The organism is Bradyrhizobium sp. U87765 SZCCT0048, from assembly GCF_018131225.1.
In the GTDB taxonomy this organism is placed as follows: Bacteria; Pseudomonadota; Alphaproteobacteria; order Rhizobiales; family Xanthobacteraceae; genus Bradyrhizobium_A.
The window spans coordinates 106,994-130,662 of the sequence record NZ_JAFCMM010000006.1 but is presented as its reverse complement, the minus strand read 5'-3'; the positions used below and the strand labels follow the sequence as shown (position 1 = coordinate 130,662).

The 23,669-nt window shown below is 68.1% G+C and carries 17 protein-coding genes; 7 read left to right on the top strand and 10 right to left on the bottom strand.

What is annotated here, in order from left to right:
• Positions 1-20 precede the first annotated feature (20 nt).
• The 5 genes from JQ639_RS30745 to JQ639_RS30725 all read right to left on the bottom strand — a co-directional run bounded on the left by JQ639_RS30745 (position 21) and on the right by JQ639_RS30725 (position 6,935).
• Positions 21-1,265 (bottom strand): flavin-dependent oxidoreductase, encoded by a 1,245-nt coding sequence (locus JQ639_RS30745; protein ID WP_211963538.1) that lies wholly within the window; start codon positions 1,263-1,265, stop codon positions 21-23.
• A gap of 149 nt (positions 1,266-1,414) precedes the next feature.
• Positions 1,415-3,766 (bottom strand): bifunctional salicylyl-CoA 5-hydroxylase/oxidoreductase, encoded by a 2,352-nt coding sequence (locus JQ639_RS30740; RefSeq protein WP_211963537.1) that lies wholly within the window; start codon positions 3,764-3,766, stop codon positions 1,415-1,417.
• A gap of 371 nt (positions 3,767-4,137) precedes the next feature.
• Complete coding sequence (locus JQ639_RS30735) at positions 4,138-4,974, bottom strand: enoyl-CoA hydratase family protein (RefSeq protein WP_211963536.1); 837 nt, start codon at positions 4,972-4,974, stop codon at positions 4,138-4,140.
• A gap of 62 nt (positions 4,975-5,036) precedes the next feature.
• Positions 5,037-5,798: an SDR family NAD(P)-dependent oxidoreductase gene (locus JQ639_RS30730; protein ID WP_211963535.1), complete on the bottom strand. Its 762-nt coding sequence runs from the start codon at positions 5,796-5,798 to the stop codon at positions 5,037-5,039.
• A gap of 114 nt (positions 5,799-5,912) precedes the next feature.
• A complete protein-coding gene (locus tag JQ639_RS30725) occupies positions 5,913-6,935 on the bottom strand; it encodes an AraC family transcriptional regulator (protein ID WP_211963533.1) in 1,023 nt (340 codons plus the stop codon).
• A gap of 282 nt (positions 6,936-7,217) precedes the next feature.
• Here JQ639_RS30725 and JQ639_RS30720 point away from each other — a divergent pair, with 282 nt between their 5' ends.
• The 3 genes from JQ639_RS30720 (at position 7,218) to JQ639_RS30710 (ending at position 10,846) form a co-directional block, all read left to right on the top strand.
• Complete coding sequence (locus tag JQ639_RS30720; RefSeq protein ID WP_211963531.1) at positions 7,218-7,667, top strand: cupin domain-containing protein; 450 nt, start codon at positions 7,218-7,220, stop codon at positions 7,665-7,667.
• A gap of 155 nt (positions 7,668-7,822) precedes the next feature.
• Entirely contained in the window at positions 7,823-9,319 is a 1,497-nt protein-coding gene (locus tag JQ639_RS30715) for a flavin-containing monooxygenase (RefSeq protein WP_211963529.1), read from the top strand.
• A gap of 177 nt (positions 9,320-9,496) precedes the next feature.
• Entirely contained in the window at positions 9,497-10,846 is a 1,350-nt protein-coding gene (locus tag JQ639_RS30710) for a globin-coupled sensor protein (protein ID WP_211963527.1), read from the top strand.
• A gap of 96 nt (positions 10,847-10,942) precedes the next feature.
• Here JQ639_RS30710 and JQ639_RS30705 read toward each other — a convergent pair whose 3' ends face one another.
• Positions 10,943-14,053 carry an autotransporter family protein gene (locus tag JQ639_RS30705; RefSeq protein ID WP_211963525.1) on the bottom strand — a complete coding sequence of 1,037 codons (3,111 nt, stop codon included), beginning with the start codon at positions 14,051-14,053 and terminating at the stop codon, positions 10,943-10,945.
• 299 nt (positions 14,054-14,352) lie between these two features.
• Between JQ639_RS30705 and JQ639_RS30700 the strand changes: the two genes are divergently transcribed.
• Together JQ639_RS30700 and JQ639_RS30695 are read left to right on the top strand one after the other, a co-directional pair.
• On the top strand, positions 14,353-15,543 hold the full coding sequence (locus JQ639_RS30700; RefSeq protein WP_211963523.1) for an aminotransferase class V-fold PLP-dependent enzyme: 1,191 nt from the start codon (positions 14,353-14,355) through the stop codon (positions 15,541-15,543).
• A gap of 151 nt (positions 15,544-15,694) precedes the next feature.
• Positions 15,695-17,047, top strand: coding sequence for a protoglobin domain-containing protein (locus tag JQ639_RS30695; RefSeq protein WP_349644673.1), 1,353 nt, complete (start codon positions 15,695-15,697; stop codon positions 17,045-17,047).
• Positions 17,048-17,437: 390 nt separating this feature from the next.
• On the opposite strand, the gene JQ639_RS30690 is transcribed toward JQ639_RS30695, so the two are convergent.
• The 4 genes from JQ639_RS30690 to JQ639_RS30675 form a co-directional block, all read right to left on the bottom strand.
• Positions 17,438-18,310 carry an NAD(P)-dependent oxidoreductase gene (locus tag JQ639_RS30690; protein ID WP_211963519.1) on the bottom strand — a complete coding sequence of 291 codons (873 nt, stop codon included), beginning with the start codon at positions 18,308-18,310 and terminating at the stop codon, positions 17,438-17,440.
• Positions 18,311-18,364: 54 nt separating this feature from the next.
• Entirely contained in the window at positions 18,365-18,988 is a 624-nt protein-coding gene (locus JQ639_RS30685) for an FMN-binding negative transcriptional regulator (RefSeq protein WP_211963517.1), read from the bottom strand.
• A 167-nt stretch (positions 18,989-19,155) separates the two neighbouring features.
• Positions 19,156-20,856: a dihydroxy-acid dehydratase gene (gene ilvD / locus JQ639_RS30680; RefSeq protein ID WP_211963515.1), complete on the bottom strand. Its 1,701-nt coding sequence runs from the start codon at positions 20,854-20,856 to the stop codon at positions 19,156-19,158.
• Positions 20,857-21,149: 293 nt separating this feature from the next.
• A complete protein-coding gene (locus JQ639_RS30675) occupies positions 21,150-21,320 on the bottom strand; it encodes a hypothetical protein (RefSeq protein ID WP_211963513.1) in 171 nt (56 codons plus the stop codon).
• On the opposite strand from JQ639_RS30675, the gene JQ639_RS30670 reads away from it, so the two are divergent.
• Positions 21,319-22,125, top strand: a complete 807-nt coding sequence (locus JQ639_RS30670) for an alpha/beta fold hydrolase (protein WP_211963510.1) — start codon at positions 21,319-21,321, stop codon at positions 22,123-22,125. The genes JQ639_RS30675 and JQ639_RS30670 overlap by 2 nt on opposite strands.
• 12 nt (positions 22,126-22,137) lie before the next feature.
• The gene (locus JQ639_RS30665; RefSeq protein WP_211963508.1) at positions 22,138-23,424 is read left to right on the top strand and encodes an acyl-CoA dehydrogenase family protein; all 1,287 of its coding nucleotides are present in this window, start codon (positions 22,138-22,140) and stop codon (positions 23,422-23,424) included.
• Positions 23,425-23,669: the final 245 nt, after the last annotated feature.

Below are 23,669 nucleotides of genomic sequence, written 5' to 3'. Positions count from 1 at the left end.
GACGATAGCCCCGAACCGCGCTACGCGGACTTGCCGATCAGCCGTGCCGCAAACCCGGCCTTGGCGGCGTAGCCGCGGACGATGGCCTCGCGGGCGTCGTAGCTGAGGATGGCGTCGATGTCGGAAAAGCCCTGAGGCGCCAGCTTCTCGATGGCGTCGATCACGCCCTCGGGACCGCCGCGGCGGTTGGAGGCGACGATTTCAGCGGTCATCGGCAGGCGCTGGCGCTCATAGGCGACGAGCGCCTGGCGCGGATGCTCGGCGCGGGCGAGCGCGTCCGCCAGCGCGCGGGCGTCGAGGATCGCCTGCGACGCGCCGTTGGAGCCGACCGGATACATCGGATGGGCGGCATCGCCGAGCAGCGTGACACGCCCGCTCGACCAGTACGGCAGCGCGTCGCGATCGCAGCACGGATACTCCCAGAATTCCGGCGTCGCGCGAATCAGCGCGGCGAGATCGACCTGCGGGATGGAGAAGCCGGCGACATGCGGCATCAACTCGTCGCGCTTGCCGACGCGCGACCAGTCCTCGCGGCGCGGCGGCTGGGTATTGGCGTCGCCGATGCGCACCAGCACCGCCCAGTTGGTCAGGCGGTTGGCCGGGCCGGAGCCCTCGGCGATCGGATAGATCACGGCCTTGGCGTTGAGGCCACCGGCGATGATCATGGAACGCCCGGTGAGGAACGCCGGCCAGTCGGTGGCGCCGCGCCACAGCATCAGGCCATTCCAGCACGGCGCGCCTTCGTTCGGAAACAGCGTCTGGCGCACCTTGGAGTGAATGCCGTCGGCGCCGATCAGGATGTCGCCGCGCGCGGTCGTGACATGGCCGCCAGTGCGGTCGAAGAAATGCGCGGTGACGCCGCCTTCGTCCTGGGTGAAGGCCCCGAGCCGGCAACCGGTGTGGATCGCCTGCGGACCGAGACGCTCGATCACGGCCTGCTGGATGACGCTCTGCAGGCGGCCGCGGTGGATGGAGAACTGCGGCACGTCATGGCCGGCATCGAGGCCGCGCTTCTCGTGCCAGACCTGCTGGCCGTGGCGCGTGAGATAGAACAGCTCCTCGGTTCGGATGGCGACCTCGTCGAGGCGGTCGAGCAGGCCGAGCCCGGTGAGCTCGCGAATGGCATGCGGCAGCGTGTTGATGCCGACGCCGAGCTCGCGGATGGTGTCCGCCTGCTCGTAGAGCTCGCAATCGAGGCCGCGGGCGCGCAACATCAGCGCCGTCGTCAATCCCCCGATGCCGCCGCCGACGATGATCGCCTTCATGCCACCCTCCATACCCTTGACGCGTACTTATCGTTGTTGGTTATCGGCCTTGCGGCCATCCGCCCCGCCATGTGGCGATGCGGCGCATCTCCCGTCGCGGCTGGCCCGCACCAGGTGCCGGGGCGCGCCGCCGTATCATTCCAGACCTGTCACTCTGCCGCCAGCGATTTGGCGGCATCCGCCTTCAGCTCCGCACGCGTCTTGGGCTTGCCCTTGATCTTGAGATCCTCGAAGTCCTGCCGGTCGCGCACGCTGTTGCGGAAGATCTGATCTTTTCCGGGCAAATACGGCGGAGGGCAATAGGCGTCAGCCGCGCCGTACCAGGCCGCTGCCTTTATGGTAAAGCCGGGGTCGACGAGATGCGGGCGCCCGAGCGCCACGAGATCGGCGCGTCCGGCCGCCAGGATGGTGTTGATCTGGTCCGCGGTGGTGATGTTGCCGACGCACATGGTGGCGACGTCCGCCTCGTTGCGCACCTGGTCAGAAAACGGCGTCTGGAACATGCGGCCGTAGATCGGACGCGATTCCTTCACCGTCTGGCCGGTCGAGACGTCGACGAGGTCGACCCCCGCCTCGCGGAAGGCCCGCGCGATCTCCACAGCGTCATCGCCGGTGATGCCGCCTTCCGCCCAGTCCGTCGCCGAGATGCGCACCGACATCGGCTTGTGCGCCGGCCACGCCGCACGCATTGCGGTGAACACCTCCAGCGGGAAGCGCAGGCGATTGTCCAGCGAGCCGCCATAGGCGTCGGTACGGGTGTTGGTCAGTGGCGAGATGAAGCTCGCCAGCAGGTAGCCGTGGGCGCAGTGCAGCTCCAGCATGTCGAAGCCGCAGCGGTCGCCGCGGAGCGCGGCGTCAACGAACTGCTGGCGCACGCGGTCCATCGTCGCGCGATCGATCTCGCGCGGCACCTGGCTGTCGGGGAAATACGGCAGCGGCGACGCCGAGACGATGTCCCACGCGCCCTGCTCGAGCGGCCGGTCCATGCCGTCCCACATCAACTTCGTCGCGCCCTTGCGGCCGGCATGGCCGAGCTGCAGGCAGATCTTCGTCTCGGAGTTGCCGTGGACGAAATCGACGATGCGCCGCCACATCGCTTCCTGCTCGTCGTTCCACAGCCCGGTGCAGCCGGGCGTGATGCGCGCCTCCGGCGCGACGCAGGTCATCTCGGTGAAAATGAGACCGGCGCCACCGATGGCGCGCGAGCCGTAATGCACCAGGTGGAAGTCCTGCGGAACGCCGTCCTTCGCCGAATACATGCACATCGGCGACATCACCGCGCGGTTCTTCAGCACCATGTCGCGCAGCCTGAACGGCTGGAACATCGGCGCCACCGGCTTGTGCGTGTCGACGTCGAAGCCGCGCGCCTTGACCTGGCGGGCGAACACCCGATCGACCTCGGCGACAAAGTCCGGCGCACGCAGGCCGAGATTGTCATAGGTGATGGCCTTGGCACGGGTCATGACGCCGAAGGCGAACTGCACGGGGTCGAAATCCCAGAAGCGGTCGACATGCTCGAACCACACCAGCGAGACGTCGGCGGCGTGCTGGGTCTTCTCGACCTCCTCGCGGCGGCCGTGCTCGTACTTCACCAGCGCCGCCTCCAGGGTCGGCGCGGACTGCACCGCCTCTGCCAGCGCGATGGCGTCCTCCATCGCGAGCTTGGTGCCCGAGCCGATCGAGAAGTGCGCGGTCGCCTTGGCGTCGCCGAGCAGCACCATGTTGTCCCGCACCCAGCGCTGGTTGCGGATCATCGGGAAGTTGCGCCACATCGAGCGATTGATCAGCAGCTTGTGACCGTCGAGGTAGTCGGCGAAGATCGCTTCCATGCGATGCGCCGATTCCTGTTCGCCGAGGCCCGTGAGACCGGCGCGCGCAAACGTCTCCGGATCGGTCTCGAAAATCCAGGTCGAGTGGCCGGCCTCGTACTGGTAGGCGTGGGCGATGAACGGCCCCCACTCGGTCTCCTGGAACACGAAGGTGAAGGCGTCGAGCGGCTTGGTCGAGCCCATCCAGGTGAACTTGTTGGAGCGCAGATCGACTTCCGGCTGGAAATGTTCGGAGAATTTTTCGCGGAAGCGGCTGTTGACGCCGTCGGCGATCACCACGAGGTCGGCATCGGCGAACTTCGCCTCGTCGGCAATGTCGACCTCGAAGAACAGCTTGACGCCAAGCTCCCGGGCGCGCTCCTGCAGGATCAGGAGCAGCATGCGGCGCGAGCAGCCGCAGAAGCCGTTGCCGCCGACGCGGTGGACGGTGCCGCGGAAATGCACCGCGATATCGTCCCAGTAGGCAAACTCCTGGGTGATGCGGCGGTAGCTCGGCGGATCGTGCTTTTCGAAATTGTCGAGGGTGGCGTCGGAGAACACCACGCCGAAGCCGAAGGTGTCGTCGTGGCGGTTGCGCTCGTAAACGGCGACGTCCGCCTCCGGCCGCTGTTTCTTGAGCAGGATCGCGGCATAGAGCCCCGCCGGTCCGCCGCCGATGATCGCCACCTTCATGACACCGCCTCCGGATCTTGATGCTGGAAATTATTTTAAGCCTAAAGCATTTGACTGGCAAGCGGCGATTTTGCGCCAATTCCTCAGGGTGCCTGTCGCCGATTGGGCGAGGCCGCCCCAGCCGCCGAGCATATCCCGTAGCCCGGATGAGCGCAGCGATATCCGGGAGGGATCAGGCAAAAGAAAACCCGGGTGTCGCTGCGCTCACCCGGGTGACAGCTTGCTGGCATGAGGCGCCGCACTCCCCCTCATGGTGAGGAGCGCGGCAACGCCGCGCGTCCCGAACCATGAGGCCACGGCGTTGCGGGCCTCATCCTTCGAGACGGCGGCTGCGCCGCCTCCTCAGGATGAGGGGATGTGTCGCGACCGCCTCAGTTCCCCTCGAACACCGGCTTCTGCTTGGCGGCGAAGGCGTGGAAGGCGCGCTCGAAGTCCTGGGTGGTCATGCACAAGGCCTGGGCAACCGCCTCGGCCTCGACCGCCTCCTCCACCGACATCGCCCATTCCATCGCCAGCATGCGCTTGGTCATGGTGTTGGCGAAGGTCGGACCGGCGGTGACGTCGCGGGCCAGCGCCTGCGCCTGGCTGAGCACCTCGGCGGCCGGCACGATGCGGCTGAAGAAGCCCCAGCGCTCGCCCTCCTCGGCGGTCATGAAGCGGCCGGTGTAGAGCAGTTCCGAGGCGCGCGACTGGCCGATGATGCGTGGCAGGATCGCGCACGCGCCCATGTCGCAGCCCGCAAGCCCGACCTTGTTGAACAGGAAGCCGACCTTGGCGTTCGGCGCCGCCAGGCGCATGTCGGCGGCCATCGCGATGATCGCACCGGCACCGGCGCAGATGCCCTCGACCGCGGCGATCACCGGCTGCGGGCAGGCGCGCATCGCCTTGACGAGATCGCCGGTCATGCGGGTGAACGCCGTGAGGCCCTTGGTGTCCATCTTCACCAGCGGGCCGATGATCTCGAACACGTCGCCGCCGGAGGAGAAGTTGCCGCCGGCGCCAGTGACCACGATGGTCTTGACAGCGTCGTCATGGGCGCAGGCGCGAAAGAAATCGACCAGCTCGCGGTAGCTCTCGAAGGTCAGCGGATTCTTGCGCTCCGGCCGGTTCAGCGTCACAGTCGCCACGCCGCCGTCGACGGCCAGCAGGAAGTGCTTCGGCGCATACGCCGCGAGCGGCAGGGTGACGGGGTTGGCAAAGCTGGTCATGGGATCTCCCGGACGGTTTTCCTGATGTAAGGTCGTGGGTGGTTGCGCCCGCGTGCGGACGGTCAGATCTCGCCGCCGGCCACCGCGATGGCCTGGCCGGTGACGGCAGACGCGCCGGGGCCACACAGCCACAGCACCGTATCGGCGACTTCCGCCGGCGTCACGAGGCGCCCCTGCGGATTGTGCTTGGCGAGTTCCGCGACCGCCGCATCGCGGCTGCGGCCGGTCTTCTTCATGATGACGTCGAGGCTGCCGGCGACGAGATCGGTGTCAGTGAAGCCCGGACACACCGCGTTGACGGTGACACCGCTGGCGGCGACTTCGAGGGCGAGCGAGCGCACCAGGCCGACCACCGCGTGCTTCGCCGCGCAGTACGCCGAGACGTAGGAATAGCCCTTCAGCCCCGCGGTCGAGGCCACGGCGACGATCCGCCCCGCCTTGCGTTCCAGCATCGGCCGCAACACTGCATGGGTGGCGTTGACCACGCCCATCAGATTGACGTCGAGCATGCGCTGGAACAACGCGGCATCGGATTTGACGAACGGCGCGGACTCGGCCGCGCCGGCATTGGCAATGAGCAGATCGACCGGCTGGCGCGCGGCGGCTTCCGCGATCGCGGCGCCGACCGAGGCAGCGTCGGCGACATCGGCCACCGCGGCATGATGCGCCACGCCAGACGCGACCGCGGCATCGAGGGCCTCACGCTGGCGGCCAAGCACCGTCACGGTGGCGCCGGCGCCCGACAGCGCCGCGGCGATGGCCAGACCAATGCCCCGGCCACCACCGGTGACAAGCGCGTGGGTGGAACGGGAGAATGCTGCCATTGTCGACCTCGCTGTGCGGCCCGCAATATATTTTAGGCTTGAAATAATTGCAAGGAACGCGGCCCGCCCGGCGGCAGGCGGCTGTCAGCATCGTGAATCCGATGGCAGCGCCGCTCAGCTCATGCGGCGCAGCGTGGCGGACGGCGTCTCGCCGAACTTGGCGCGGTAGGCGCTGGCCATGCGGCTGAGATGGGTGAAGCCGAGCTCGAACGCGAGGTCGGTGACGCGCGCATCGGCCGGCGCCCTGCGCAGGCGGGCGTGGAGATGGGCGAGGCGGACGTCGAGCAGCATCTCGGAGATCGAGGTGCCGAAGTGGCGGCGGAAGCCGAGCTGCAGGGCGCGAATGCCGGTGCCGGCGGCGTCGGCGAGATCGGCGAGGTCGAGTGGCTCGGTGGCGTTGGCGTCGAGATAGTCGCGCGCCCGCCGCAGCGCCGCCGGCAGGTTGTCGGCACGGCCGGCGAACACCTCGATCGCCGCCGACAAGCCATGGGACTGGCCGTTGAGCAGCGCATCGAGCAGCGTCTCGCGCAGGTTGGCGGCGGCGAGCGGCGGCAGGTCGCCGCCGGGGCCGAGATGCTCGGCGAGATCGGCGAGATGCGCCATCTCCGCCTGCAGGGCCTGCCCCGCTGCCCCGGTCAGATCCACCGCCGGCTCGAACTCGACCGGCTGCACCGCCCTGCCGGCGAGTGCTGCGGCGCGCTGCTCGACGAGACGCCGCTCCACCAGCAGGATGAGTTGCGCGCAGTCGCCCTCCCAGACCATTCGCGTCGACAGGGTCGGCGACAGCAGCGACGCCGCAACGCCGGGCGCCGTCGCGATCTCGCGCGCCGCGGTGCGGATGCGCGCGACGCCGCCGAGCGGCAACTGCAGCAGGAAAAAGCGCTCGAGGCATCCGGGGTCGATCGACACCGCGCCGCCATACGCGACGTAGTTGATGGAGATGCCGTCATAGGATGCGCAGTTGTGGCGGGCATAGAAATCGCCGGCGCCGTGCAGCGGCACGAGATCGTGCGGACAGAAGATGCGGCCGATCTCCGCGGCGGCATCGTCGAGCCGTCCGGTCGCGACGCGGCTGAAGGCGGCAAGCCGCATCGCGCGGCCCGTCGGCGCGGCAGCTTCGTTCCTCGTGATGTCCATCCCCATCGCCCGGCTCTCGATCGGCCCGCGCTGTTATTTGAAACCTATAATATACCGGCGTGCCAAACGTGAAAGGGCTATCGCAGCGCGAAATGCAGTCACCCTGCCCGCGTGCTGCGCACCCGGCTGCCGCATTTTGTGCCGTGGCGACCCGCGCCATGGCGCTGGCGAACGTTATCGCATCGCAGCAACGCCGCGTGCCGATCCGGATTCGTTTAACGGCTAGACACCTCCGCCTTGCCGGCCCGAAGCTGCCGGCGACATCACACCAGGAGGACGACCATGGCTAAACTCGAAAAGGGCATCACCGCCAACGGCACCGGCTACAATGGCAAGACCTGGAACATTCTCGGCCAGGTCTATTTTCCCAAGGCCGTGACCGACTCCGCGTTCGCCTTCGAAACCAACAGCGATCCCGGCCAGTTCGTGCCGGTGCACGTCCATCCCACCCAGGAGGAATTCATCCTGGTGCAGGAGGGCGAACTCGACCTCAAGCTCGACGGCGTCTGGCTCAAGGCCAAGGCCGGCGATCTCGTGCGCATGCCGCGCGGCATCCCGCATGGCTACTTCAACAAGTCGGACAAGCCGGCGCGCGCGCTGTTCTGGGTGTCGCCGATGCAGAAGCTCGAAGCGCTGTTCGAAAAGCTTCACAACCTGACCGATCCAGCCGAGGTGGTGCGCATCTCTGCCGAGCACGAGGTCGACTTCCTGCCGCCTGAAGCCAACGAATAACGCGGCCCGCACGGCTGCATTTCGCCGCATCGCAGATGCCCCACGCGCTCCGCCGCACGCGGAGCGCGCCCGGCGGCGCATGCCCTGCGCGCATCCACGGGCAAGGGACGGCCCGGCACACGGCATTTCATCCACGACCATTCCGGAGGAAGACCATGGTCAAGCAGAAGCATGTGGGCGTGATCGGCGCCGGCATATCCGGGCTCGCCGCCGCGAAGGCTTTCGCCGCGCGCGGCCACACCGTCACCATCATCGAGCGCAGCGGCGACCTCGGCGGCGTATGGGAGCCCGCCCGCTCCTATCCCGATGTGCAGACCCAGAGTCCGAAGGAGCTCTACCGCTACACCGACAAGGCGATGCCGGCGTCCTATCCGGAATGGCCGAAAGGACCGCAGGTCCACGCCTATCTCAAGGACTATGCCCGCAGCCATGACCTCGAACGCGCCATGCGCTTCAACACTTCGGTCACCGCCATGGCGCGGCGCGCCGACGGCAAGGCCGGCTGGACGCTGACGCTGCGCAATCCCGACGGCCGCGACAGCCAGGAAGATTTCGACTTCGTCGCGGTCTGCACCGGCCAGTTCAACGAGCGACAGACCCTGACGCTGCCCGGCGAGGACGCCTTCAAGGCGCAGGGCGGCCAGATCCTGCACTCGTCGCAGTACAACGACGCCAGCACGGCCAGGGGCCGCAGCATCGTCGTGCTCGGCGGCTCGAAGTCGGCGACCGACATCGTCGTCAACGCCGTCAACGCCGGCGCCGCAAACGTCACGCTGGTCTATCGCGAGCCGGTGTGGCGCATCCCCTACTTCATCGGCGGCCTCATCAACTTCAAGCGCATCCTCTACATCCGCGCCCAGGAAGAGATGTTCCGCAGCTGGGGCATCGGCCCGCTGTCGCGGCTGATGCACAGCCTCGCCAAGCCGCTGGTGTGGGCGAACTGGCGCGGGCTGGAAAGCCTGCTCAAGCTGCAGCTCAAGCTCGGCAAGTGCGACATGGTGCCGAAGGAGCGCATCGAGGACGGCATCAACTGCTCGGTGCCGATCGCGACCCCCGGCTTCTTCCCGATGGTCGCCGACGGCCGCATCAAGGCGGTGCGCGGCAGCTTCGATCACTATGAAGGCAACAGCGTCGTCACCACCGGCGGCCAGCGCATTCCCGCCGACATCGCCGTGCTGGCGATCGGCTACAAGCTCGGCGTGCCGTTCCTGCCCGAGGCGTATCGCGCCAAGCTGGTCGATCCCGACGGGCAGTATCGTCTCTACCGCCTGATCGCCAATCCCGACCTGCCCGACATGGGCTTCGTCGGCTTCAACTCCAGCTTCTGCACCGTGCTGTGCGCCGATCTCGCCGCCAACTGGCTGGTGCGCTATGCCGACGGCCAGCTCAAGCAGCAGCCGACGGCGCAGCAGATGCGCGACAACATCGAGATGATGCTGAACTTCAAGCGCGTCGAACGCCCGGCCGCGGGCGTCTATGGCGGGCTGTGCGTCGCGCCCTACCACTACAAGCACTTCGACGAATTGATCGCCGACATCGGCGCCACCACGCGCCGGCGCAATCCGCTCGCCGAGAAGTTCACGCCGCCGAATGCCGACGCCTACGCCCGCTTCCTCGCCTCGGCGCCGCAATATCGCGCCGCCGCTGGCTAGGCGGCCGCCCCGAACGCGCCACGATGATGTCTGAGACATCATCGTGGCGCGCCATGGCGTGCCGTACATCCGTAGGTACGATCGCTTAGATGCTGCCACCGGGCGCTTTTTCGCGTTTACGCGATTCGCGCCGCTCGCCTAGATTCCGTGGCAGGGAATCAACGGAGGGGCATGGGCATGGCCAGCGAAAGCATATCGCGTCGTCTTTCCTTCAACATGATCGATCCCGCCACCATGGCGTTGCTGCGCGAGGCGAAGCCCTTCGTCCTCGCCGAGCTGCCGGCGGTGCTCGATCAATTCTATGAGCATGTCGCGCGCTTCGAGGAGACGTCGGCGTTCTTCAGGAGCCGCGAGCACATGATGCACGCCAAGGCGATGCAGCTGCGGCACTGGGGCGTGATCATGGATGGCGAGTTCAGCGAGGCCTACGAGACCTCCGTCACCAAGATCGGCGAGGTGCACAACCGCCTCGGCCTCGAACCGCGCTGGTACATCGGCGGCTACAACGCACTGGTCAACGGCCTGCTCGAGGCCATCGCCACCCGCTTGCCCGCCTCCGGCCGCTTCGACCGCAACATCACCGCACGCCGCATCGCCGTGCAAAAGGCGATCACGAAGGCCGCGATGCTCGACATGGATCTCGCCCTCGCGGTGTACATCGACGCCGGCCGGCGCGACCGCCGGGCGACGCTGGAACGGCTCGCCACCGACTTCGAGCAGGCGGTCGGCGGCGTGGTCGACACCGTCGCCGCCGCCGCCGAGCAGTTGCAGGTGTCGGCGCAGACCATGACCGGAACCGCCGAGGAGACCGCGACGCAATCCAACACCGTGGCGGAGGCGTCGGAGCGGGCGACCACCAATGTGCGTTCGGTCGCGGCGGCGACGGAGGAGCTGACCAGCTCGATCACCGAGATCAGCCGCCGCGTCAACGATTCCGCCCGCATCGCCAGCGAGGCCGCGCGCGACGCCGACCACACCGCCGAGCGCATCAACCGCCTGTCGGAGAGCACCAAGGAGATCGGCACCATCGTCGATCTCATCACCAACATCGCGTCCCAAACCAACCTGCTGGCGCTCAATGCCACCATCGAGGCGGCCCGCGCCGGCGATGCCGGCCGCGGCTTCGCCGTGGTCGCCCAGGAGGTTAAATCGCTGGCGGAGCAGACCGCGAAGGCGACCGCCCAGATCGCCTCCCAGATCGGTGACATCCAGATGTCGACCGCCGAGGCCGTCACGGCAATCGCCGGCATCAATAGCGTGGTCAAGTCGATGCAGGAGATCTCCACCACTATCGCCTCGGCGGTCGAGCAGCAGGGCGCCGCGACCAACGAGATCGCCCGCAATGTGCAGCAGGCGGCCGACGGCACCGGGCGCGTCTCCGCGAGCATCGGCAATGTCACCCGCGCGGCGAGCGAGACCGGCACCGCGGCCGGCGAGGTGCTGTCGTCGGCGACCGCGCTGTCGCAGCAGTCCGCACAGCTGCGCGCCGAGGTCGACAAATTCCTGGCGACCGTGCGCGCGGCCTGAACGGCGCGGCGGTCCGCAACGACGCCCCCTCCAAAGTCGACGGCCCCGGCGGATATCCGCCGGGGCCGCAGCGTTTCAGCGATCACGGCGCCGCGCTTACCAGGCGTAGCGCAGCACACCCTTGCCGCCATAGGACGACGTGACCTTCGAGAACTCACCTTCGAAGGTCGCAGCCATCGACCAGCCGTTCAGCCACTTCACCTCGGCACTCGCCGTGGTCAGCGCGGAGTCGCTGGCCTGGCGCGCACCGTTGACCACGAACGACGCTCCGGGCAGCGACTGGAAGGTCGCCGACGCGGCGCGCGACGGATCGAAGTCGTGCGCCCAGGCGAGCCGGCCGCGCAACGTCAGGAGGCCGGTAGCCATCGCGAAGGTGCGGTCGGCGCGCAGGCCGAGTTCGCTGCGCGTGTCGGTCACGCTCCGGCCGGCGTAGGCGAGCGCGAAGGTGCTGGTGCCCGCCAGCGCGGTTTCAGCATAGGCCGGCAGGTCGAGCAGCGTGACCTGGCCCGCCGCATACGGCGTCAGCCCCATCCATGGCGTCACGAAGCGATAGCCGCCTTCAAGCCGCCCCGAATAGGTGTTGGCGTTGAACGAGGCATGCAGGCGATCGAGCCCGGCGATGGTCACCGAGCGGTCGGTCGTGATGTCCTGCCAGCCATAGGCGAGCGCGCCCGCCAGATAGGCCGCGCCGACGGTCTGGCGCACGAACGCTCCGGCCTGGAACAGGTCGGACCGACCGCTGCCGAGGCCACCGCTGGTGGTGAACGCGGTGCCGCCGCCCGCGAGCGCGAAGCCCGCGACCGTGTCCGGCGCGATGCGATAGTCGGCACCAACCGCCGCCCCGTACAGCGAGCTGCTGGTGCTGCTCGATCCCTGCGCCGTATTGCCCTGCGTCGTCTGCCCGCCGCCGAAGCCCATCGCCCACACCGCCCAGCCCGGCGCATAGGCCGGCGCCGGCGGCGCCTTGGTCAGGAGACCATAGGCATCGCGCTCCCCGCCGCTGCGCTTGCGTCCGGCCGCAGCATAGGCGCTGACGCCGAGGTCGCCGTCGTCGGCATAGGCAAACGGCCCCCCGCCGCCGCCGGCGTCGCCACGGCCCGCGCCCGACGGATCGAGCAGCGACGTCGTGAACTGGGTCATGGCGTTGAACGAGGTCTGCTGCGCGCCGGCCGCGTTCTCGCCCGCCGCCTGGGTCAGGTTCTGCTGGACATTGCCGGTGAAGATCGCACCGAGCCCGCCGACATTGCCGGACGTATTGAACGCGTTGTCGAGACCACCGCCTACCGCGCGCTGGTTGCCGTTGGCGCCGCTGACCTGGCCGAGCGACGAGGTGAGGTTCACCGTCACCGCGGTCGGCGAATAGGCGAGCGAGCCGCTGATGCCGGTCGGCAGCACGAGGCTGCTGAACTGGCTGCCGTTCAAGCCGGCAGAAGTCAGGATGGTCGATGCGCCGAACTTGTAGGCGTTGTTTGCCGCCGAGAGCTGGACGTTACCGGCCAGAGCGGCGGTGCCCGTGACCGTCGTCGACGACGCCGCCGTCGCATTCATCTGCACGAGGTAGGTCGCGCCCGACTGGAACGCGAGGTTGCCGTTTATGGTCAGCGAGGTGCCTGGCCCGTTGCCCGGCGCCAGGGTACCGCCGCTGCTCACCACCGTCGAAGCCACGGTGCCGGTGCCGGCGAGCGTGCCGCCGTTGGCGATGGTGACGTTGGTGGTGACGACATCGCTGCCGGCGAGCGTCAGCGTGCCGGTGAGGTTCTGGAAGTAGCCGACCGCGGAGTAGAGATCGATGCGCGCCCAGTAGCTCAGCGCCGTGCCATAGAACGCCGCCAGCGCGTTGGTCTCGGTGTTGACGATGATCTGGTTGATCGTGCTGGTCTGCAGGTTGCCGTACAGGCCGCCTGTCGGCGCGATCTGCTGCGCTGCTGCGGTGCTGCCGCCATAGACCGGCGCCAGCAGGATCGAGGCGTCGGGACCGCCCGTCGGCGCGGCCTCCCGCGGCGCCTGCGCGAACGACAGCGTCGGCAGGCCGTAGGTCAGCCGCTGCTGGTACAGCGCCTGGTTGGCAGCCGAGGCGAGGTAGGGATCTCCCGTGGTGTTGGCCGAGCTCGCGGCGCAGGCCGCGACGGTGTTGCCGCACTGGGCGGCGAGATAGGCACGCAGCTCGGTCGTACCCTGGGTCAGCAGCGACGGCAGGTTGAGCGCCGTGCCGGTCGTGGCCGCATTGTTGATGTACGCCGGATTGGTCAGCGCCTGCGCCAGATCATAGCCGACGAAGGCACGGCTGGCGATGATATCGAGCGGATAGTGCACGCCGAGAACGATACGGCTGTTGGCGTATTCGGACGCGCGCAGCAGCATGCTCTGGTAGAGTTCGGGCACCATCATGCCGATCAGGATCGAGTCCGTGTAGGCATAGTTGGTGTGGCCGCTCGGGAACGACGGATTGGTATTGATGCCATTGAGCGCCGTCGGATCGAACAGCTTGATCTGGTTCGACACCTGCGCTGGCCGCGAGTCGCCGTAGATGTTCTGTCCGGGCTGGGTGTTGTTGATTCCATAGGCAAGGTCGTAGACGCTGTCGGTCTTGTTCGGCAGGCCGTTGAAGGTCGGCAGCGCATATCCCGCCGGCGCGACTGCCGTGACAGTGCCGTTGATGGTGCCGTTGGCGAAGTAGTTCTTCGCGGTGCCGAGATCCGAACCGGTGACACTGTAGGCCTTGGTCAGCAGCGCCACCGTGTTGGCGAGCGGCCCGCCAGTACCGCCGCCGACGCCCGTCTGGAAGATCGCGCCGAGCTGGACGCCGAGACCGCCGACGGCCTGCTGCGGCGTGATCCCGCCGATCGGCGCCTGCGCCGGCAGGCCACCGGCGAGGTTCGCCGCAACGCCCCACGTGCCGGCAAGGCCGGTAACGGTGTTGGAGGCCGAACCCAGCAGGTTCTTGTCGCTGATCGCGAGCTGCTGCTGCGTCGGCGTCGCGCCATTGTTGATCGCGATCGCCTGCTGCAGGTTGGCCTGCAGCGTCGCCTGCCCGACCGCGCTCGCATTCAGGCCGAGGAACGGCGACAGCAGGTTGAGCACATTGACATTGGCGACGGTGGTGTTGGCGGTCTGCGCCTGCGCGCCGACGGCCGACGTCACGAAGACGACGAGCGCGGTCGACTGCAGCAGCCGCGCCCTGAAGCGGCTCTCACTTGTACGATTCACTTTCAGCCCCCTGAAAATATCCGGACATGCTCCGGTTGGGGCCGGACGCTAGAAAGTTAAGATTTCATTGCCGTGACGAATGCGCGCACCACGCGAGCTGCGATGCAATCATGTGCCGGCGTGGCCTCCGTGCCACAGCGCCGCAGCGTTGGACGACGAAGGGATGACGCGGCATCGCACGGCGAACGCCGCCGTATTGAAAACGCCATCGATGCGTCGCCAAAACGTCATCGAACCGAGCGCGAAACGTCATGTGACAGTTGCTTGTCAGGCCGGCACGTGAATGCGACGATGGCGTCATGAATCCAGCCGATCTCGCCAGCATCGCCGACGACATCCGCGCCCGCACGCCGGGCGTCGGCGCTGGCGTCCATCTCAATGCCGCGAGCGCCGCCCTGCCCTCGGCGGGCGTGATCGCGGCGATGCGCGCCCATCTCGAACATGAAGGTCGCGCCGGGCTGCAGGCGGCGCTGGCCGGCGCCGCGGACGCGCTGGCCGAAACCCGAGTCCGCGCCGCACAGGTGCTCGGCGCCCGCGCCGACCAGATCGCGTTCGGTGGCGGCTGCGCCCAGCTGTGGGCCACGGTGCTGCGCGGGCGAACACCACCGCGCGGGGCGCGCGTGCTGGTGTCGCGCGGCGAATGGGGCGGCAACCTGCTGGCGCTGGCGCCGCTCGTGCAGGCGCACAGCCTGCGTGTCGATGTCATCCCGACCGATGCGGCCGGACGGATCGACGTTCGCGCGCTCACCGGCAAACTCGACGACGACGTCTGGCTGGTCGCGATCGCCGCGGTGTCGAGCGCGAGCGGCCTGCCGCAGCCGGTCGATGCCATCGGCGCGCTGCCGCGGCCGGACCATTGTCTCCTTGTCGTCGATGCGGCGCAGGCCGCCGGCCGCTTTCCGCTCTCGCTCGCCGCCATGGGCGCGGACGTGCTGGTGGCGCCGGCCCGCAAATGGCTGCGCGGCCCGCGGGGCCAGGCCCTGGCAGCGCTGTCGGACGCCGCGCTGGCCTGCCTCGCGCCGCCCGCTCCGGACCTCGGCGGCGTCACCTGGAGCGGCGGCGATGCCGTGCCGCGCGCCGATGCCCGCCGCTTCGAGATCTACGATTACGGCGTCGCCGCGCGGGTCGGGCTTGGCGTCGCGCTGGGCGAACTGCTGGCCATCGGCGTCGACACGGTGGCCGGGATCGTCGACGCTCGCGTCCGTGCCTTGCGCAGCGCGCTCGCCGGCTGCGACGGCGTCACCGTGTTCGAACCCGCCGATGCCCGGGCGGCGTTTCTCACCTTTACCTGCGACCGAGCTCCGGCGGCCGTCGCCGCCGCCCTTGGCGATGCCGGCGTGAGCATCGCCGCCATCGAGCGGGTGTATGCCCCTCACGAGCTCGACGCCCGCGGCATGGCCACGGTGCTGCGCGCCTCGCCCCACGCCTACACCTCGCCGGACGAGATCGAGCGCCTTGCCGAAGCGCTGCGGACGGCGCTGCGCGCGTGAGACGCGAACGCGGCTGGGTCACGCCCGAAGCTGGTGCGGAGCAGGACGGCGTGACGCGGCCGAAAGGCGCAGGCGCAAGCCCGTTAACCCGCCGTTAGGCAAAACATCACTTAGGTACCTCCGGGTGGAACTCACCAAACTGGGGATACTGATGATGACCGGCGGGGGCACGCTGTCTCGGCGACTTTCTTTCAACATGATCGATCAGGCCATGCTGGGCCGGCTGCGCGAGGCGAAGCCGTTCATCCTCAGCGAGATGCCCGCCATCCTCGATCGCTTCTACGACCATATCGCGACCTTCAGCGAGACCGGAGCGCTGTTCAGGAGCCGCGAGCACATGATGCATGCCAAGGCGATGCAGGTGAAGCACTGGGGCGTGATCATGGACGGCCAGTATGGCGACGCCTATGAAGCCTCGGTCACCCGCATCGGCGAGGTCCACAACACGCTCGGTCTCGAACCGCCGTGGTACATCGGCGGCTACAACGTGCTGATCAGCGCGCTGGTCGGCGCCATCGCCGAGCGCTACCCGGTCGGCCGCTTCGACCGCAATGGCTGGAAGAAGAAGGCGGAGCTTCAGCAGGCGGTGATCAAGGTCGCAATCCTCGACATGGACATCGCGCTCTCCGTCTACACCGCCGCCGGCCAGCGCGACCGCCGCGCCACTTTCGAGCGCCTCGCCACCGACTTCCAGAAGGCGATCGGCGGCGTGGTGCAGGGCGTCGCCTCCGCCGCCACGCAGTTGCAGGCGTCGGCGCAGTCGATGACCACCGTCGCCGAGAAGACCGCGACGCAGTCGCGCACCGTGGCGGACGCCTCCGAGAAGGCGACGTCCAACGTCAAGACGGTGGCGGCGGCGACCGAGGAACTGACCAGTTCGATCACCGAGATCAGCCGTCAGGTCAATGATTCCGCCCGCATCGCCAGCGAAGCGGCCGTCAACGCCGACCAGACCGGCGAGCGCATCAACCGCCTGTCGGAGAGCACCAAGGAAATCGGCACCATTGTCGATCTCATCACCAACATCGCCTCGCAGACCAACCTGCTGGCGCTCAACGCCACCATCGAGGCGGCGCGCGCCGGCGACGTCGGCCGCGGCTTTGCGGTCGTCGCCCAGGAAGTGAAGTCGCTGGCCGAGCAGACCACCAAGGCCACCGCCGAGATCGCCTCGCAGATCGGCAGCATCCAGAGCTCGACCGCCGAGGCGGTGTCGGCGATCGCCGGCATCAACGACGTCGTCAAGTCGATGCAGGAGATCTCGACGACGATCGCCGCCGCGGTCGAGGAACAGGGCGCCGCCACCAGCGAGATCGTGCGCAACGTGCAGCAGGCTGCCGACGGCACCGGCCGCGTCACCGCCAGCATCGGCGACGTCACCTCCGCTGCCCGCGACACCGGCGCGACGGCGTCCCAGGTGCTCTCGGCTGCGACCGACCTGACGCACCAGTCGACGCAGCTGCGCGCCGAAGTCGAGCGCTTCCTCGCGACGCTGCGCGCGGCGTAGCGCCCGCGCCGAGGTGGCGCTCCCGTCACGGGGCACCGACTTCAGCAGCATCCAGACCCATGGACATGCCCGGCCTTGTGCCGGGCATTGTCGTTTGTGAGGAGGTGTGCGGCGATGCGCACGGGAGCCGATCCGGGACGACAGCTCGCTATTCAAACTCCACGTCGTTGCCGGGCTTGTCCCGCCAATCCAGCTTGCGCGTCGCACGGTGGGAGATTTTGAAGCTGGATCACCGGGTCACGGCACTGACGCGCCGGCCCGGTGATGACACAGAAAACCAAACGACCGCAGCGCGTATCCCTCATGAGCGAAGCGACATGCGGGACTCTCGTGCCACATCCCGGATGTCGCTGTGCTCATCCGGACTACGAGCCCACGTTGCTCCAGAACCTACTTCGGCCCGCTCAGCTTGAAAATCTCCAGCGCCTCGGCATCCTCGCCGCGGCTCGCCTGCAGCATGCGGAACAGCTGCGCGGCAAGGCCGGCCATCGGCACCGGCGTGCCGGTGGCCTTCGCTACATCCAGCACCGTGTCGAGATCCTTGAGCATGGTCGCGGCATGGCCGAGCGGCGGCTCGTGGATGGCATCGACCATGCGCGGCACGAACAGCTGCAGCGGGATCGAATCCGCAAAGCCGCCCTTGAGCGCTTCCGGCAGCTTCTTCGCATCGATGCCGGCATTGACCGCAAGGCGCGCGGATTCCGCCAGCACCGCCATGGCGCAGCCGACGATCACCTGGTTGCAGAGCTTGGTGGTCTGGCCCGCGCCGGTCGGGCCCATGTGGGTGAAGCGCCGCGCCATGGCGAGCACGAACGGCTCGACGCGGGCAATGTCGCCGGCGTCACCGCCCGCCATGATCGCGAGCGAGCCTTCCTCGGCGCCCTTGGTGCCACCGGACACCGGCGCGTCGATCCAGCGCATGCCGTTCGCCGCCTGCAGGCGCTGCGCGATGTCGCGCGTGGCGTCGGGGTGGATCGAGGAGAAATCGACCACGACCTTGCCCGCGCCTGCAACTTCAGCGAGGCCGCCCGGACCGAACACCACCGCCTCGACCGCCTTCGCATCGGTCAGGCACATGAAGACGATGCTGGCCCTGGCGGCGACGCCGGCGGGATCCGCGGCCGCAGCAGCGCCGGAGGCGACCGCCGCGTCGCGCTTCTCCGGCGACCGGTTCCACACCGTCACCGCGTGCCCCGCGGCGAGCAGCCGCCGCGTCATCGGCAGGCCCATCAGCCCGAGGCCCACGTAACCCAGCGTCTCCATTCCAATCCTCCAGAGTTGCAGTCGAGATCGCACTGCTGTGCGCCTCAACGCATCTCATTTCGGGATCAGCGTGGCAACCTCCCTGTCGGCCGGACGCTCGCTCGCCGACAGCCCCTCGATCACGCCGGCACGGTCTTCGGCGTTGCGGTTCTGGCTCATCTTGCGCTTGCCCTCGAGGCGGCTGATCGGCATGCGCAGGCCGACAATGCCACGCAGCTGCGCGCGCACGAACTCCTCCGGCGCGTCGCTGACCTTCCAGCGCTCCGCCCGCGACGCCTCGTGCAGGTCGGTCAGCCGCGTCACCACCGCGCGCAGCCGCTCAGCGTCGTCGAAGAACTCGACCGGACCATAGGCGTGCACCGTGACGTAATTCCATGTCGGCACCACCTTGCCGCTCTCGCGCTTGGTCGCGTACCACGACGGCGTCACATAGGCGTCCGGTCCCATGAAGATCGCGAGCGCCTCGCCGATCGGAGCCGCCTTCCACTGCGGATTGGCGCGGGCGACATGGCCGTACAGCACGCCGTGCTCGCCCTCGGCGGGATCGAGGAACAGCGGCAGCGGCGTGCCGATCATCCCTTCGGCGGTCGTGGTGACCAGGGTCGCCAGCCGCGCGGCCCGGATGGTGGCGTGGATCTCCGGCAGGTCATCGACGCGAAAGGCGGGCGGCAGGTACACGGCGAAAGCTCCTTCATGAACGGCTGGAGCGTGCCGCAAAACCGGCCGGCATTAAATAGCCCGCTTGCAACAAAATAGCGATCGCGTCGCCAATGCTTCCGCTCGCGACCGGGCAGCGCGACGAATCGCGCGGCCCGGCGACGACAGTATTGCAGTCGGGCGCGCCCTCACGCCTGATCGAACCACGGCCATTCCGCTGCGCCGTCGTGGGTCACGGCGCCGCCGGGCGCCTGGCCGACAAGCCTGGCGTATTTGGCAAGCGCGCCGGCGCGGTGGCGCGGCGGCGGCGCGGTCCATGCCTTGCGGCGACGTTCCATCTCGGCGTCGTCGACCAGCAGATCCATGCGGCGCGCGATGCCGTCGATGCGGATGGCATCGCCGGTCTTGACGAGGCCGAGCGGGCCGCCGACGACCGCTTCCGGCGAGACATAGCCGATGCACATGCCGCGCGTCGCGCCGGAGAAGCGGCCGTCAGTGACGAGCGCGACCTTCTCGCCCATGCCCTGGCCGTAGATCAGCGCGGTGACGCCGAGCATCTCGCGCATGCCGGGGCCACCGACCGGACCTTCGTTGCGGATGATCAGCACGTCACCGGCCTCATAGGCGCGGGCGCGCACCGCGGCGACGCAGCCCTCTTCATCCTCGAACACGCGGGCGCGGCCTTCGAACACCAGGTTCTTGAGACCCGCGACCTTGATCACCGCGCCGTCCGGACACAGGCTGCCCTTGAGGATGGCGACGCCGCCGTCCGGCATGATCGGCTTGGCGGTGGTCATCACCACCTCGCCGTCGGGCGCGTTCGCCGCGCCATATTCCTCCGCGAGGGTGCGGCCGGTGATCGAAAGGCAGCTGCCGTCGAGATGGCCACTCTCGATCAGCGCGCGGATGATCACCGCGGCGCCGCCGATGTCGTAGACGTCCTTGGCGGTGTATTTGCCGCCCGGCCGCAGATTGCCGATCAGCGGCGTGCGCGCGAACACCTCGCCGACGTCGTCGAGGGTGAAGCGGATGCCGGCCTCGTTGGCGATCGCCGGCAGATGCAGCGCCGCGTTGGTCGAGCCGCCGGTGGCGGCGACGATCGCCGCACCATTCTCCAGCGACTTGCGGGTGACGAGGTCGCGCGGCAGCGGACCGCCACGCTTGAGCATCTCCATGATCAGACGGCCGGCGCCGCGGACGAGCTGCGCGCGCTCGCTGTAGACGCCGGGCACCATGGAGATGTTGGGAACGGTGAGGCCCATCACCTCCGACACCATGCCCATGGTGTTGGCGGTGAACTGGCCGGCGCAGGCGCCGAGCGTCGGCAGGCAGGCGCGCTCCATCCGCTCCAGCGTCGCCTCGTCCATCTGCCCGGTCATCACTGTGCCGACCGCCTCGTAGGCATCCAGCACCGTCAGTGTGCGGCCCTCGAAGCGGCCGGGCAGCGCGCTGCCGCCATAGATGAAGATCGACGGCACGTTGCAACGGACCATGCCCATCATCACGCCGGGCAGAGTCTTGTCGCAGCCGCCGAAGCCGATCAGCGCGTCGTAGGCAAGGCCATGCACCACGGCCTCGATGGAATCGGCGATCAGCTCGCGCGACAGCAGCGAGAACTTCATGCCTTCATGATTCATGCTGATGCCGTCGGACACCGAAATGGTGGCGAACTCGCGCGGCGTGCCGCCGCCTTCGAGAATGCCCTGCTTCGCTGCCTCGACCTGGAAGTCGTGGGTCATGTTGCAGGGGGTCTGCTCGCCCTTCATGCTGACCACGCCGACCATCGCCTTCGCCAGCGCGGCATCGTCGAGCCCCATGGCACGCATGAACGCACGGTGCGGCGTGCGGTCCATCCCGTCGGTGGTGACGCGCGAGCGAAGTTTCTTCATGGGAACGTCCTGATTGGCATGGCATGGGCGAGCACGAAACGCTCGCCTTCCTCCATATCGCCGTGCGCGCGGGTGTCAAACCGATAAGTCAAACGGCACACCGCGAAAGGTAGACCCACGCGAGTTTCGATTTGCTTCCGCGCCTGACACACCCGATGGTCATTGCCGGGCTTGACCCGGCAATCCAGCTTATTCAGTGCGCTGACGCATGTTTTAAAGCTGGATCACCGGGTCTCGACGCTTCGCGTCGGCCCGGTGATGACGAAGTCAATTTGGCTCGGCCCAACCACGCATCACCGCTGCCTGCCGAATAGGCGCAGGCTTTGCCGCACTGCGGCAATCCGAAGCGCGCACAAGCACTTCTTCGCAACCGCCAAAAATACTTCAACTCTAAAATTATCGCTTTTCATATAATTCCAGCCTGCTAGGATCGACAGCAATCCGGCAGTTGCGAGAGTGGTCATGGTCGATATCGCCCAGAAGACAACCGACGACGGACGTTTTGCTTACGAGACCGCAGGCGCTGCACATCTGCCGCCGCTGGTCTTTCTCCATGGCATCGGCGGCGCGGCCCGCGCCTTCCGGCCGCAGCTTTCCCACTTTCATGACCGCTTCCGCGCCATCGCCTGGGATATGCCGGGCTATGGCGGCTCGGCGCCGCTGCCGCAGGTCAGCATCGCCGCGCTCGCCGCCGCGCTGACAGATTTCCTCGCCGGCTGCGGTGCGACAAAAACCATCCTGGTCGGCCACTCGATCGGCGGCATGATCGTGCAGCAGGCGCTGGCGAATGATCCCGCACTCGCCAGCGCCGTGGTGCTGGCGCAGACGAGCCCCGCGTTCGGCAAGGCCGACGGCGACTGGCAGACGCAATTCATCGCTGCACGGCTCGGCCCGCTCGACCGCGGCGCCACCATGGCGCAGCTCGCCCCATCCCTGGTGTCTGAACTGGTCGGCGACACGCCCGATGAAGCCGGCCTCGTGCTGGCGCGCGACTGCATGGCCTCCGTGCCGGAGGCGACCTACCGCGCCACCATGCTGGCGCTGATGGGCTTCGACCTGCGCGCCGCGCTGCCGAACATCGCCGTGCCGACGCTGGTGCTGTCGGGCTCCAAGGACAACAACGCCCCCGCGCCGATGATGGCCAGGATGGCGACCTTCATTCCCGGCGCGGCTTATGTGGAACTCGACGGCGTCGGCCATCTCGCCGGCCTCGAGCGCCCCGACGCCTTCAACCGCGCACTCGACACGTTTCTTGCGACCACGATTTAAGAAGAGGACGCCATGACCGCTGCTCCCCGCCCCGCTTCCGCGCCTGCGTCTGTGAAGCCCGACGCGCCGATCTTCGACGCCAAGGCATTCCGTCTCAGCGACGAGCAGGCGGAGCTGATGGCGCGGGCGCGGCATCTCGGCCAGACCGTGTTCGCCGGCCGTGCCGCGGCTTACGACCGCGAGGCGACGTTCCCGACCGAGAACTATAAAGACCTGCATCGCTCCGGCCTGCTCGGCATCGCCATCCCGAAACATCTCGGCGGCGGCGGCGCCGACTACCAGACCTATTCGCTGACCGCAGCCGAGATCGGCCGCTACTGCGGCGCCACTGCGCTGACCTGGAACATGCATGTGTGCTCGACGCTGTGGTCGGGCCCGCTCGCAGATGACCTCGAGATGGATGCGGCAACCCGCGCCGAACACGACAAGCGCCGTGCCGTGCACTATCGCCGCATCATCGACGACGGCGCGATCTACTCCCAGCCGTTCTCCGAAGGCGGCGCGGCCGCGGCCGGCGGCGTCGCGTTCGGCACCGAGGCGAAGCCCGTCAAGGGCGGCTGGCTGGTCAGCGGCAAGAAGATTTTTGCCTCGCTGTCCGGCCACGCCAACTACTACGGCGTGCTCTGCACCGAGGTCGCCGAGGGCGAGAAGGCGTCGCGCCGCAACACGCTTTATCTCGCCATTCCCGCGGACGCGCCCGGCGTCTCCGTGGTCGGCGACTGGGATCCGCTGGGCATGCGCGGCACGGTGTCGCGCACGCTGATCTTCAAGGACGTGTTCGTCGGCGAGGACGCGGCGATGCTGCCGCGCGGCGTCTACTTCCAGGCGGCGCTGCGCTGGCCGCACATGTTCCTGACGCTGTCGCCGACCTATATGGGCCTGGCCCAGGCCGCATTCGACTTCACGGTCAAATACCTGCGCGGCGAGGTGCCGGGCACGCCGCCGGTGAAGCGGCGGATGTACCCGACCAAGCAGATCGCGGTCGCCGAGATGCAGGTCAAGCTCGAGCAGATCAAGGCGATCTGGTTCCAGGCGGTGACGGAAGCCTGCCCCAATCCGAGCAAGGAGCAGGTGCTGCGCGCCTATGCGGCGCAGTACGCCACCATGGAAGGCGCCAATGATCTCGCGCGCCTTGCGATCCGCACCTGCGGCGGCCAGGCGATGCTGAAATCGCTGCCGCTGGAGCGCATCTACCGCGACAGTCGCTGCGGCTCGCTGATGCTGCCCTGGACCGCCGAACTCTGCCTCGACCGCATCGGCCGCGAGTCGCTGTACGAGGCGGGCGAGACGGATGAGTGACACGCCATGCCCGGACACAGTGATCGTCGGTTCGACCGCGCGTCCGGGACAACCGGCATAAACGGGACTTCGGTGTCTGGGACGGTGAGCCGCACTCCACTCTCGGCGTCATTGCCGGGCTTGACCCGGCAATCCAGCTTTCGCACAGCGCTCGCCCACCTTAAGCTGGATCACCGGGTCACGGCGCTGACGCGCCGGCCCGGTGATGACGCAAAATATCACAGAAGCGCTGATTCATGCGGTGA